We start from the raw sequence: 12,483 nt of genomic DNA on the forward strand, positions 1-12,483 counted from the left end.
GGTTCTCGGGCCACGACCCTCGACGACGTTCGCGGCGCGCCTAGTTCGGCTCTGAACCGGAGGATGTCCGACACGCCATGACCAACAGCCTGCGCCTCGCGCTGCTCTGCGCCCTCGTCAGCCTGCCCTCCGCGGCGCGCGCCCAGGCGGCGCTGCGGCTGGAGGGGACCTGCGAGAAGCTCGTCATCGGCACGCAGGATCTGAGCAAGGCCTGCAGCAACGTCCTGACGAACGCGGTGAGCCGCAACCGCACGAGCTTCGACTTCACCACCGCCGACGGCCAGACCCTGAGCTTCAGCGGCAACGGTGCCCAGCAGGAAGCGACCGAGGAGACCGATCCGCTCCAGCCGATCAACGTCGTCACCACCGGCAAGGACGGCGCCCCGATCCTAGCGATCGGCGCCTGCCGCTTCTCCACGCCCGAACCCGGCCGCACCGCGATCACCTGCGAGGCCAGCGCGGCCGACGGGCGCCCCTTCGCGGGCACGTTCGTGACGGCCGCCAAGGCGGCGGCGGGAGCGCCGGCCGCCGCGCCGCCGCGCTGAGGATCCCGGTCTTTGGGCTGGTCAGATCGTGGCGGAAGCCCCATTTAGAGGCTCCACGCAAAAGGTTCCGAAGCCAGACCGATGCTCAACGACACCCTCGCCGCGGGCGGTGCCCCGGCCGGCGACACCGGCTCCCTCATCAAGGACACGACCACCGCGAGCTTTCGTCAGGATGTCATCGCCGAGTCGATGCATCGACCGGTCCTGGTCGACTTCTGGGCGCCCTGGTGCGGTCCGTGCAAGCAGCTCACGCCGGTCCTGGAGAAGGTGGTCCGGGAGGCCGCGGGCGCGGTCGCCCTGGTGAAGATGAACATCGACGAGCACCCCTCGATCGCGGGTCAGCTCGGGATCCAGTCGATCCCGGCGGTCATCGTCTTCCAGAAGGGCCAGCCCGTCGACGGCTTCATGGGCGCGGTCCCCGAGAGCCAGATCAAGGAGCTGATCGGGCGGGTGGCCGGACCGCAGCAGGACCCGCTGGAGGCGGCGCTCGCCGACGCGGCCGCCCTGATCCAGGAAGGCGACCTCGCCGGCGCCGCCGAAATCTACGCGGCGGTCCTGGAGCAGCAGCCCGACAACGTCACGGCGCTGGCCGGCCTGGCCAAGATGCAGCTCGACGCGGGCGAGATCGAGAACGCCAAGCGCGTGCTGGAGATGGTCCCGGAGGCGAAGGCCGGCGACCCGGCGCTCGTCGGCATCCGCGCCGCCCTGGAACTCGCCGAGCAGGCGGCGTCGCTGGGCGACCTCGCGGGCCTGCAGCGGGAGGTCGAGACCAATCCCGACGCCCACCAGGCGCGGTTCGACCTCGCGCTCGGGCTCGCCGCCCAGGGGGAGCGCGGCCAGGCGGTCGATCACCTGATCGAGCTGCGCAGGCGCGACAAGGACTGGAACGAGGACGGGGCGCGCAAGCAGCTGCTGCAGTTCTTCGAGGCCTGGGGCGTGATGGACCCCGACACGATCCGCGGTCGGCGCAAGCTCTCGGCGCTTCTGTTCTCGTGAGGCACCGGCTCGCGCTCCGGCCCACCAATCGGCCCCTCTGGGAGGCGCCATGAGCACCCATGCGAGCTACAAGGGCCCTGCGGACTGCCCCGCCGTCATCCCGGTCTTCCCCCTGTCCGGCGCGCTGCTGCTGCCGCGGGGGCAGATGCCGCTGAACATCTTCGAGCCGCGCTACCTCGCCATGGTCGACGACGCCATGCGCACGGACCGCATCATCGGCATGATCCAGCCCGATCCGGACGGTTCGGGCGGGTCGAACCCGAAGCTCTACCGCGTCGGCTGCGCGGGCCGCGTGACCCAGTACGCCGAGACCGGCGACGGCCGCTACCTGATCTCGCTCACCGGCATCACCCGGTTCCGGGTCGAGAGCGAGCTGGCCTCGATCGGCCCCTATCGCCGCTGCCACGTCTCGTACGACGAGTTCGCGGTGGACTTCGAGCCGCGGGCGGGCGAGGAGCAGGTCGACCGCGAGGGTGTCCTCAAGGCGCTGCGCGATTTCGTGGAGTCGAACGACCTCAAGGTGGACTGGGCCGGGATCGACGAGGCGCCCGACGAGGCGCTGGTCAACGCCCTGTGCATGATGAGCCCGTTCGGCGTGCGCGAGAAGCAGGCGATGCTGGAGGCTCCCGACCTGAAGACCCGGGCCGAGATCCTGATCGCGGTCACGCAGATGGAACTGGTTCGCGGCTCGAGTCCCGAGTCGCCGATGCAATAGGTGGCCGCACCGATGTCGAACGATCTCACCGCCCCCGTCGAGGCGACCCGCGTCGACCCGAAGCTCCTGGAGATCCTGGTCTGCCCGCTGACCAAGGGCACCCTGGAATACGACTCCGCCCGGCAGGAGCTGATCAGCCGCTCGGCGAAGCTCGCCTACCCGATCCGCGACGGCATCCCGATCATGCTGCCCGAGGAAGCCCGGCCGCTGACCGACTGAGCGCCGCCAGTCGCTCCGGCCGTCGCGCGCGGCGGAGCGGCCCGACACGACGTGGAAGACGGGCAGGGGTGCTGGATCGCTGCTCGGGCCCGCGCACCGATCCGGGCGCGGGCCGCGCGAACCTATCGGTGCCGGCCCACCGAGAGGCCGTCCGGCCCCAGGCGCCCGGTGCTCTCCAGCCGAGACCCCGACAGGAACACTACCGAGAGAGCTTCTCTGCGGGCGCGGCGATCCTCGATGTGCTGCGTGGAAGTCCTGGACCGCCTTCGCCGCCTTCGTGATCAGCGGAGACCTGGACGGCCCGGTCGGCAGATCCGGCGACAGCATCGTCCGTATCGAGCTTGACTATTCGGGTCGGCCTCGCCGACCGTAATCTATCTTGAACAGGCTGGAGCCGGCCATACTCTTGCCGCTTCCATCGTTCAGCGTCGAGTCATCCTCAATCGATGATTCTGACCGTGCCCGCCGGCTCCGGCGGTGTCCGCCTCGCTGAAAGATTGCATTGCATGATCAAGCTGACCGCGGCCGCGGCCCTCGCCGCCGGCCTGTCCCTCCCGACGTGTCTGCCCGCCAGCGCGGGGCCGAGCACGCATAACGGGCGGTGGTCGGTGGAACTGGTGACGGAGAGCGGCCTGTGCAGCGCCCGCTACACCTACGCGCTCGCCATCCGCGAGGGGCAGATGCAGCTCATCTCCGGCACCGCCGGGGCGCAGGTGAACGGCCATGTCGGCCCCGACGGCAGCGTCGGGATCACCGTCAGCAACGGGACGGCGAGCGGCACCGGCACCGGGCGGCTCCAGGCCGGCAGCGGTGCCGGCACCTGGAAGGTCTCGTCCCTGTGCTCCGGCCACTGGACCGCGCGGCGCAGCGACACCCGCACCGCGCAGGCCGATTGAGGTCGCTCAGGCCGCCGCGGCGAGCCAGCTGCGCGCCTCGTCGATGCGGGCGCGCTCGAACACCTTGATCTGGGTCGGCGAGACGAAGTTGAAGGTCTCGGCGAGCGCCTTCAGCCAGGGCGCGTCCGTCACCAGGGCGACGTGGCTGACGCTCTTCATCATCGAGAAGCCGAAGCGCGGATCCTTGAAGAAGGCCGCCGGCTCCATGCCCTCGAAGGCGCGGATATCCTCGAGCAGCTTGATCTTGCCGCCCTTGTCGAGGTCGGCCTTCATCGCGGTCATCGCCGCGTTCATCTCCTCGTCGGTGATCTTCCCGTCGACCACGATCTCGGCGACATTCGAATCCGGCGTCTTGGTGTAGGTCAGCACTGATCGCTCCTCCGGGAACCGCATGCGTCCCGTAGCCGGTCTCCGACCAGGGTCCGCCGCCCGTGACCCGAGCCATACCCGATCGCGGTGCGAACCGGTATGGCTCCGAACCCTCGCTCTGACGTGCCCCGGCGGCGAACCGGCGTTCGCGTCGCCGGGAAGCCGGCGAAGTCTCCTACAAAAAGCTCTGCGGGTCGACATCGATGGCGACCCGGACGTTGCCGCGCACCTTCGGGCCCCGGGCGATCCAGGCGCGCAGATAGGCCTGGAGATCGACGTTGCGCTCGGTCTTCACGAGCAGGCGGAAGCGGTAGCGGCCGCGCACCAGGGCGAGCGGCGCCTCGGCGGGCCCGAGGACCATCACGCCCTCCGGCGGCTCCGCGGCGCGGGCGAGCGCCTGCCCGTGCGCCTCCGCCACCTCGCGCTCGCTCGCCGAGACGATCAGCGCGGCGAGCCGCCCGAACGGCGGCAGGCCCGCCGCCTCGCGGGCCTGGATCTCCTCCGCGTAGAAGCGCTCGGCGTCGCCCGACAGCAGGGCGGCGATCACCGGGTGGTCCGGCTGGTAGGTCTGGACGAGGGCGCGCCCGGGCTTCTCGCCGCGTCCGGCGCGTCCGGTGACCTGCTGGAGCAGCTGGAAGGTCCGCTCCGCCGCCCGGGGATCGCCCGAGGTCAGGCCGATATCGGCGTCGAGGACGCCGACCAGCGTCAGGAACGGGAAGTTGTGGCCCTTGGCCACGAGCTGCGTGCCGATCACGACGTCGCACTCGCCGGCGGCCACCGCTTCGAGTTCCTGCCGCAGGCGCTCGGCGCCCCCGGGGAAGTCGCTCGACAGGACGACGATGCGCCGGTCCGGGAACATCTCGGCGGCCTCCTCGGCGATCCGCTCGACGCCGGGCCCGCAGGCGGTGAGGTTGTCGAAGGTCCCGCACTCGGTGCAGGCCTCCGGCCGGCGCTCGGCGTAGCCGCACTGGTGGCAGACCAGCGCCCGGCGGAACCGGTGCTCCACGAGCCAGGTCGAGCAGTTCTTGCACTGGTAGCGGTGGCCGCAGGCGCGGCAGAGGGTCAGCGGCGCGTAGCCCCGGCGGTTGAGGAACAGCAGCGCCTGCTCGCCGCGCTCCAGGGTGCTCTTCACCGCGTTGACCAGCGGCGGGCTCAGGAAGCGGCCGCGCTCGGGCTGGTCGAGGCGCATGTCGATGGCGGCGATGTCGGGCAGGCGCCGTCCGCCGAAGCGCTCGGGGAGCAGGACGTGCCGGTAGCGCCCCCGCGCGGCGTTGACGCGGGTCTCGATCGCGGGCGTCGCCGAGGTCAGGACCACCGGGCAGTTCTCGAGGCGCCCGCGCACCACCGCCATGTCGCGGGCGTGGTAATGGACGCCGTCCTCCTGCTTGTAGGCCGTCTCGTGCTCCTCATCGACCACGATCAGGCCGAGCCGCGCGAAGGGCAGGAACAGGGCGGAGCGCGCGCCGACCACCACGAGCGCCTCGCCTTCGGCTACGGCGGCGCGCAGGCGCTCGCGCCGCTTGCCGCCGATCCCAGAATGCCACGCCGCCGGCCGGACCCCGAACCGGGCGGCGAACCGGTCGAGGAACTGCGCCGTCAGGGCGATCTCGGGCATCAGGATCAGCGCTTGCCGGCCCGCCCGGACGCAGGCCGCCACCGCCTCGAAATAGACCTCGGTCTTGCCGGAGCCCGTGACGCCCTCCAGCAGGACCGGGCGGAGATCGTCGGAGTCCTGCGCCTGCGGCCGGTCCCACGGGAACGGCGCGACGAGTTCCGCCACGGCCGCGGCTTGGGCGGGCGAGAGCGGCGCCCGCGGGAAGTCCGGGTCGGGTCGCGGCGCGACCGGCTCCGGCTCGACCGCGACGGTCTCGAGGACGCCGTCGTCGATCAGCCCGTCGACCACCGAGAGCGAGACGCCGGCCTCCTTGGCGAGCGCGCTCTTGCCGCGCAGGGCGCCGTCGGCCGCCGCGGCGAGCACCTTGGTGCGGGCCGGGGTCGGCCGGGACGGGGGTTTGTCGGTGAGGCGCACGGCGACGCGGGCGGTCTCGCCGGCCGCCGCCTCGTCGGGCAGCCGCAGCACCATGGCGAGCGCCGAGCCCTTCGGCGCCAGCGTGTAGCGGGCGATCCAGTCGACGAGGCTGCGCAGCGGGTCCGACAGGGGCGGGAAGGGCAGGCGGCCGGTCACCGGCCGCAGGTTCGAGCCGCCGGCCGTCTCGGTGACGCCCCAGACGACCCCGACGATCTCGCGCGGGCCGAGGGGCACCTGCACCACGTCGCCCGGGGCGAGGTCGAGCCCGGCCGGCGCCACGTAGCTGTAGGGCGTATCGAGGGCGAGCGGGATCAGGATCTCGGCGACGACGGGCATGCGGGGCTTTTCGGGCGGGTCCGTTCCGGGTCCGTACCATAGGCGCGGGAAAAGAACCCGCCGCTTCAGCGATCCCGCAGCGCCGGCACGAGCGGCAGGGCCGCGAGGCTCAGCGCCGCCATGGCCCAGAAGGCCGGTGCGCCGAACGCCCCGTAGAGCGCCCCGGAGGCCAGCGTCGCGGCGACGCCCGACAGGCCGAGGCCCAGCGTTCCGTAGAGCGCCAGCGCGGTCGTCCGCAGATCGGCCGGCGTCGATTCCTCGATGAGCGCCAGGCAGGCGAGGTGCAGGAGGGCGAAGCTCAGCCCGTGCAGGGATTCGGCGGCGGCGAGCCACGGGATCGCGGTCGTCGATCCCAGCAAAGCCCAGCGCACGCCCCCCGCGCAGGCCGCCACCGCGACGCCGGCCACGGGGCCGATCCGCGCCAGCAGGGGCGGTCCGACCAGCAGGAAGACCAGCACCTCGGCGGCGACCGAGACCGACCAGAGCAGGCCGGCGGTGGTCGCCGCGATCCCGGCGGACCGCCACAGGATCATGGCGAAGCCGTCGTGCATCGCGTGCGCGCCGATCACCAGGGCGGCGACCAGCACCGTGCGGCGGAAGCGCGGCAGGGCGACGAGGGCGGCGAAGCCGTGCCACGGCGCCCCGGCCCGAGCCGCGCCGCCCGGACCAGCCAGGGCCAGCGCGTCGGCGAGGGGGGCCGGGGCCGCGGTGCCCGCCGCGTAGAGGAGCGCCGGCCCGATCATCTGCACCAGGCCCACGACCGGCAAATGCGCCAAGACGCTGAGCCCCGCCAGCGCGAGGCTCGCCGCCAGGACGGAGCGGCCGGCCCGATGACGGTCGGCGAAGGCGCCGGCCAGGGGTCCGACCCCGAGGCGCAACGCGCCCGCGGCGGCGAGCAGGAGGCCGATCTCGCCGGGCGTCAGGCCCCGCGCGGCCAGGAAGCCCGGCAGGACCGGCGACAGGACGCCGTAGGCGCCGTAGAGCGCCGCGTACAGGACGAGAAACCGGGCGAGCCGGCCGCGCCGTTCCGCGCTGCCCAGCCCCCAGCGCATCAGGGTGCTCGCACCGGGAAGGTCCTCGCCCGGTCGTGCCGCGCCGCGGGGGGCGAGCCCGGGATGACGGCGCGCGGAGCGGGTCGCGGAGATCGGTCCGGCGTCACGGCGCCCCGACCGAACGGGCGGCGCTTAGCACCGCGGGACGGGTCCGCGTCGGGGCCCCGATGCAGGGCGCTCAGCAGGGTCGGCGGACGGCGTAGCGGTAGCGCCGTCCCTGCGCGTCGAGCAGTTCGCTGTCCGGTCCCTCCTGCCACACGACCTCGTCCTCGGGACCCGCCGCATCGGTCAGGGTCGCCCCGCGGACGATGTCGAGGCTGAGGCCGAATCCGTAATTGGTGGCGGTCGCGTCGGTGATCGCGGCCGTGATGTCGGACTCGTCGGGCAGGCAGGCGAACAGGACGCCGTCGGCGATGGCGAGGGTGTAGGTTTGCACGGATGGCCTCCAGGAGGCTCGAAGAGCGTGGACCGGCATGGGAGCGCCCGAACCTAGGCATCGCGGCCGCGATGTGAACCCTTCCGACCGAAATGCTGCATTGCACCATTTCGTGAGCGCAAGCTTCGCGCAAGCCGGCCCTGCCGCGCTTCAGCGCCCGAGATGCCCGTCGAAGAAGCGCGCCATCTCGCCGAACACCTCCTTGGTTTCGGGCGCGTCGGGCGTGAACAGGTACTGCGCGTGGGACATGCCCTCGAACACCTGGAGCGACGCTTCGATCCCGGCGGCGCGCAACTTCCGGTGGGTGCGCACGGTGTTCGACAGGAACAGGTCGCGGGTGCCGGTGATCAGGATCGCGGGTGGCAGGCCGGCGAAGTCGCCGTAGATCGGCGAGAGTTGCGGATCCTTCAGGTCGCGGCCGGCGGCGTAGAGCTTGGCGGCCGGCGTCAGGTAGCCGGAATAGCTGACGAGGACGTTGTCGAGCCACTCGTTGGTCCGGTAGCTGTCACCGGTCTCGGTCATGTCGGACCAGGGCGTGCCGAGGCCGATCGCGGCGGGGAGCGCCAGACCCTCGGCCTTGGCGCGGAGCATCAGGGCCAGCGTCATCCCGCCGCCCGTCGAGGTGCCGAAGACCGCCATGTTCTGGGGCTTCTGCATGGTCAGCATGGCCCGCCATACGGCGGTCGCATCGTCCATGGCGGCCGGGTAGGGGGCATCCGGCGGCATGCGGTAATCCACCGAGATGACCTTGTAGCCGCCGAGGCCGGCCATCAGGATCGCCTCCAGCGTGCCGGACTCGCCGGGATTGTAGACGTAGCCGCCGCCGTGGATGTGCAGGAGCAGCCGGTTGCGGTTGGCCTCGGGCATCTGCCGGGGCTGGATCACGAAGGCCTTCACGCCGCCGATCACCGCGGCCTCGCTGGTGACGCCGAGCTTCTCGCGCAGGGCCGGGAGCGTGGCGGCACCGGCCGCGGCCAGCCGGTCGACCAGCGCCTTCCAGGCCGCGGCATCCGGCGGGTTCGCGTTCCAGGCCGGCACGCGGTAGGGCGCCGCCACGGCGGCTCGGAATTGCGGGCTCGTCGTGTCGGGCACAGGCACGACCTTGGCCGGGACCGTCCGCGGACCCGGGGCGGCGTTGGCGGCCCCCATCTCGGCTTCCAGTTGCTCGAAACGCGGCGCCGGCCTCTCCGCCGGCGCGGCCTGCCCGAAGGCGGCCTGGGTGCCGCAGGCGATCATCAGCAGCGCGGACAGGCTCGAACGCATCTCTGTTCCTCCAGCGGCAGCCCAGTCTGCGAACCCGCCTCGGCGGGTGCCCGCTGCGCAGGCCCGGACACTATCGGACGGGACGGACCGCGACAGCGGCCAGGGTTACGATCGCGGCCGCGCGTTCACGCACCGAGCCGCGGCAGGGCCGCCGGCGTCTCCGGTTCGACCACCAGCGTCGCCGGCACGCTGCCGTCGCCGGCGAGCGCCTCGGCGATCGCCTCCGGCGCGACCGGGTCCTCGGCCGCGGCGGCGCCCGACGGTTCCGGCGTGATCCGGGCGGTCTCCCGGCGCGGGCCGGTCTCNGCGATCAGCCCGATGGCGGCCGCGTGCTCGGCCATGGCGACGCTGTCGGCGGCGAGCACGAGGCTCGACCCGGCCCGGGCGACGGCGCCGGCGAGGCGGACGATCTCCTCCACGCGCGCGGAATCGCGGGACACGTTGCGGATGTAGACCGCCAGCACCCGCCCGGGATTCTCCTCGACGACCTGCGCGTAGACCTCCGGGTCGTGCTGGCCGCTGTCGCCGATCAGCACGAAGGGCAGATCCCGGTAGAGGGCGAGCATGTGCCGGATCAGCGCCTGCTTGTGGTCGGTGGCCCGGCGCGGCAGCGGGTGCGTCCAGGACAGGCCCCATTCCCGCAGGAACAGCACCGGGCCCGCCGGGATGCCGTGCCGCTGGAAGAACTCCGACAGCATCTCGTAGAGGCCCCAGGGCGCGCGGGACACGTAGAGCATCGGGTTGCCCTCGTCGCCGCCGGCGCCCGCGTGCAGGGCCCGGTACAGGGCCGCGACGCCCGGGAAGGCGACGCGGCTCTCGGCATCCTCGACGAACAGGCGCCAGAGCATCTTCAGCTTGTTGGCGACGCCGGTCCGCATGACCGTGTCGTCGATGTCGCTGACCACGACGCACCGGCACCGGTCGGGCGGGATGAAGACCGCGCCCTCGGCGGGGATCGGCGGATCGGCCTCGAGGAGGAGATCGACCGTCTGCCAGTCGCCGGGCTCGGCCGGGGGCGAGCGCGGGTGCAGGTGCACGCGGAAATAGCCGTCGCGGTCGGTCTCGACCCGGACCGCGTCGTCGCCGAACCGGGCGGTCACGCCCGCGCCAGCGATCGTCCGCCGGGCGATGCGACGCCGCAGGTCGCGCCACTGCGCCCGCACCGATTCGGGATCCTCGCCGGGAATCCCCGGCGATTGCCGGAAGACGCGGCCGATCAGGAACACCTCGTCCCGGGATCCGTAACCGCGGTAGGGCTCGACCACGAGCCCGCCCCGGCCCTTGCCGCCCCGTCCCTGCGCGCGGCGGACCGGCCGGATGAGGACGCGCAGCGCCTTGGTGGCGCCCTTGCGCACGCGCGAGACCACGGGGCCGCCCGCCGGTCGGACGCTCAGGCCTGCGGAAGTTCGGGGCTGAGCCCCATCGCGTCGAGGCCTTCCTCCAGCAGATCCCCGGCATCGGGGGACCCCAGCAGCTCGCGCACGGCGCCCTCGCCGGCGGCCTCGCGCTCGCGGGCAAAGCGCACGGCCTCGCTCCACTCTTCCGGCTCCATGTCGCCGCGCCCGACATAGAGCAGGGCGAGCAGCTCGGCCCGGGAATCGTCGTCGAGCCCGGCGATCAGGCCGCGGACCTCGGATTCCGTGGCGTCGTCGGTGCCGGAGATCAGGACGTCGGTGGCACCGTCGTCGATCGGGTTCGAGCCCGAATCCGGATCGGTGTTGCCCTCCTTCACCTCGATGGCGCGCAGCCGCATGACGATGTCGGTGACGGTTTCGACGGCGATATCCATGCGCTGATCTCCGGACGCTGACGGGGTGGGGCAAGCGGGGCCCTCAAGCCGCGACAACGGGCGAGCGGGCCCCGGGTTCGCGCCATCCCCACCGAACGCGGCGTGCGTGGTCCGCGCCACTTCCCGGCTCATCGACTGTGGGATAGAGGCTGCGAGACTATTCCGACAACCGGATCGACATCGGCGATAGACGTGGTTTCCAGAAAGACTGCCGGGACCCCGCATGCCGATACCGTCATTCCCCGCACGCGCGACGTAAAGTCCCGGCGCTCGGCCGCGCACGGCTGGCGCATGCCGGCTCTCGCGGGCTTCTGCATGATAGCGGGATCTGCGCTGTTGGGGCCGGGGGGCGCCGAGGCCCGGCCCGCGAGCTACGAGGGCAGCGCGCCGAGCTGCTTCCTCACCGGCGGCGGCGCCCTCGAGATCTGCCGCGAGGGTTCGGAGGCCGAGGGCGTCCTGATCGCGCCGGCACCCTGCGCCTTCGTGCGCGGCGTGCAGATCCTGCGGCTGGCTAGGTCCGAGGCGCCCGGCCCGCTCCAGGCGGTGTTCCAGGGCCAGACCCCGGTCGTGGCCCGCCGGGACGAGCCCTGCCCGGAGCGCCGCGCCACGGACAGCCGCGACGGCGGGGCCCTGCGCACCGGCCGCACCTTCGAGGCCCTGGCCACGACGCTGCCGCCCTCGGCCGACCGATTCTGGGTCGACCTGCCGGAAGAGCGGGCGCGGACGCGGGGCTGGTCCGAACCGACGCCGACCGCCGAGGGGATCGGTCCCCGCGACCCGATCGCCGTGACGGGCCGGACCTGGGCCGGGGAGGCCTACAGCTACGTCTTCCTGCTCGGGCAGGAGCGCGTGGGCGTTACCGGCGGCGACGAGGCCGATACCGAACGCCGTGGCCGGCGTCGGCGCCGACGGGCCGAGCGGGATGAGCAGGATGCGCCGGCGACCGGGCCGGCCGATGTCCGGCGCCGCGTCCAGATCGAGGCCCGCACCCTCGACTTCCAGACCTTCGAGATCCGGACCCGCACCGCCGACGGCTACGGGCTGACCTGGACACCGTTCGAGTCGGGCGCCGGCCGCGGGCGGCGCGGCGATCCGCTGATCCCGGCCGCGGTGATCGACGAGGCGGGCAAGCCGGTCACCTCGGCCTGCACGGCGCCGGCCTTCGAGACCCACGGGCTCGCCGGCTCGATCAGCGTCGTCGACCGAACCTACCACTACATCTACACCGACGTGCTGCCCGAGGATTGCGGCCTCGCCCCCGAGAAGCGCCGGACCGGTCTGTTCCTGCGCACCGCGCGGGACCTGTCCGGGCCGAAGGTCTGGTCGACGGCGCGCAAGCTGGCCGGGCCGCTGCCGCCCGGGACCCTCGTGCGGGTGGCGCGGGCCAAGGGCATGTCGCGCTGGGCGGTCTCCTACACGTGCCAGCGGCCCGCCAACGCCCCGGGCGGCCCGGTCGCCGATATCTGCCTGCAGTACACGGCCGACCTGAGCCTCGACGGGATCGGCGCCCTCAAGCTCTACGCCGACCCGGTGGAGGCGGGCCGCTCCTCCGCGTATCTCGGGCTGCGCTCGGGGGGCGACGGCAGCGGCCGGTACGACCGGAGCGCGCATTTCTGGATGACGGACGCGGAGGGCAACCTCGACACGCCCGCGATCTACCCGAACAAGGCCGGTTTCCTGACCTGGCTCGACCGGCTCGCCCCGACCGCCTCCGGGCGCGACACGTCGAGCCTCTACGGGCGGCCCGTCTACTGGGCGACGTGGACGGTGCGCCAGATCGGCGCGCAATAAGTCGCAGGAGGCGCTATATGGGCGGCCGACGAGCCGCTCGAGGCGTG

At 72.8% G+C, this 12,483-nt stretch carries 13 protein-coding genes; 6 read left to right on the forward strand and 7 right to left on the reverse strand.

The features are described 5' to 3' along the window. The first annotated feature begins 77 nt into the window (after nucleotides 1-77). From MOTC310_RS20500 to MOTC310_RS20520, 5 genes are all read left to right on the forward strand, one after another. On the forward strand, nucleotides 78-545 hold the full coding sequence (locus MOTC310_RS20500; RefSeq protein ID WP_331303111.1) for a hypothetical protein: 468 nt from the start codon (nucleotides 78-80) through the stop codon (nucleotides 543-545). Between the two features lie 81 nt (nucleotides 546-626). Continuing rightward, on the forward strand, nucleotides 627-1,541 hold the full coding sequence (gene trxA / locus MOTC310_RS20505; protein ID WP_331303112.1) for a thioredoxin: 915 nt from the start codon (nucleotides 627-629) through the stop codon (nucleotides 1,539-1,541). Nucleotides 1,542-1,590: 49 nt separating this feature from the next. Continuing rightward, on the forward strand, nucleotides 1,591-2,256 hold the full coding sequence (locus MOTC310_RS20510; RefSeq protein ID WP_331289943.1) for an LON peptidase substrate-binding domain-containing protein: 666 nt from the start codon (nucleotides 1,591-1,593) through the stop codon (nucleotides 2,254-2,256). Between the two features lie 12 nt (nucleotides 2,257-2,268). Continuing rightward, entirely contained in the window at nucleotides 2,269-2,475 is a 207-nt protein-coding gene (locus MOTC310_RS20515) for a Trm112 family protein (protein WP_020093643.1), read from the forward strand. A gap of 506 nt (nucleotides 2,476-2,981) precedes the next feature. Further along, the gene (locus MOTC310_RS20520; protein ID WP_331289942.1) at nucleotides 2,982-3,371 is read left to right on the forward strand and encodes a hypothetical protein; all 390 of its coding nucleotides are present in this window, start codon (nucleotides 2,982-2,984) and stop codon (nucleotides 3,369-3,371) included. 6 nt (nucleotides 3,372-3,377) lie between these two features. Here the strand turns inward: MOTC310_RS20520 and MOTC310_RS20525 are convergent, their stop codons facing one another. The 7 genes from MOTC310_RS20525 to MOTC310_RS20555 all read right to left on the reverse strand — a co-directional run bounded on the left by MOTC310_RS20525 (nucleotide 3,378) and on the right by MOTC310_RS20555 (nucleotide 10,645). Further along, complete coding sequence (locus MOTC310_RS20525; RefSeq protein WP_012317842.1) at nucleotides 3,378-3,740, reverse strand: SpoIIAA family protein; 363 nt, start codon at nucleotides 3,738-3,740, stop codon at nucleotides 3,378-3,380. Between the two features lie 175 nt (nucleotides 3,741-3,915). Then, nucleotides 3,916-6,105 carry a primosomal protein N' gene (locus tag MOTC310_RS20530; RefSeq protein ID WP_331303113.1) on the reverse strand — a complete coding sequence of 730 codons (2,190 nt, stop codon included), beginning with the start codon at nucleotides 6,103-6,105 and terminating at the stop codon, nucleotides 3,916-3,918. Between the two features lie 65 nt (nucleotides 6,106-6,170). Beyond that, on the reverse strand, nucleotides 6,171-7,157 hold the full coding sequence (locus MOTC310_RS20535) for an MFS transporter (protein WP_331303114.1): 987 nt from the start codon (nucleotides 7,155-7,157) through the stop codon (nucleotides 6,171-6,173). Nucleotides 7,158-7,335: 178 nt separating this feature from the next. Continuing rightward, complete coding sequence (locus MOTC310_RS20540) at nucleotides 7,336-7,593, reverse strand: hypothetical protein (RefSeq protein ID WP_331289941.1); 258 nt, start codon at nucleotides 7,591-7,593, stop codon at nucleotides 7,336-7,338. A gap of 150 nt (nucleotides 7,594-7,743) precedes the next feature. Beyond that, a complete protein-coding gene (locus tag MOTC310_RS20545) occupies nucleotides 7,744-8,856 on the reverse strand; it encodes an alpha/beta hydrolase (RefSeq protein ID WP_331303115.1) in 1,113 nt (370 codons plus the stop codon). Between the two features lie 125 nt (nucleotides 8,857-8,981). Then, the gene (locus tag MOTC310_RS32875; RefSeq protein ID WP_419539944.1) at nucleotides 8,982-9,761 is read right to left on the reverse strand and encodes an App1 family protein; all 780 of its coding nucleotides are present in this window, start codon (nucleotides 9,759-9,761) and stop codon (nucleotides 8,982-8,984) included. A gap of 485 nt (nucleotides 9,762-10,246) precedes the next feature. Continuing rightward, complete coding sequence (locus MOTC310_RS20555) at nucleotides 10,247-10,645, reverse strand: DUF3775 domain-containing protein (protein WP_331289938.1); 399 nt, start codon at nucleotides 10,643-10,645, stop codon at nucleotides 10,247-10,249. A gap of 336 nt (nucleotides 10,646-10,981) precedes the next feature. Here MOTC310_RS20555 and MOTC310_RS20560 point away from each other — a divergent pair, with 336 nt between their 5' ends. Then, on the forward strand, nucleotides 10,982-12,436 hold the full coding sequence (locus MOTC310_RS20560; RefSeq protein ID WP_331303117.1) for a hypothetical protein: 1,455 nt from the start codon (nucleotides 10,982-10,984) through the stop codon (nucleotides 12,434-12,436). The last annotated feature ends 47 nt before the right edge of the window (nucleotides 12,437-12,483 follow it).

Source organism: Methylobacterium oryzae, from assembly GCF_036441375.1.
Lineage (GTDB): Bacteria > Pseudomonadota > Alphaproteobacteria > Rhizobiales > Beijerinckiaceae > Methylobacterium > Methylobacterium oryzae_A.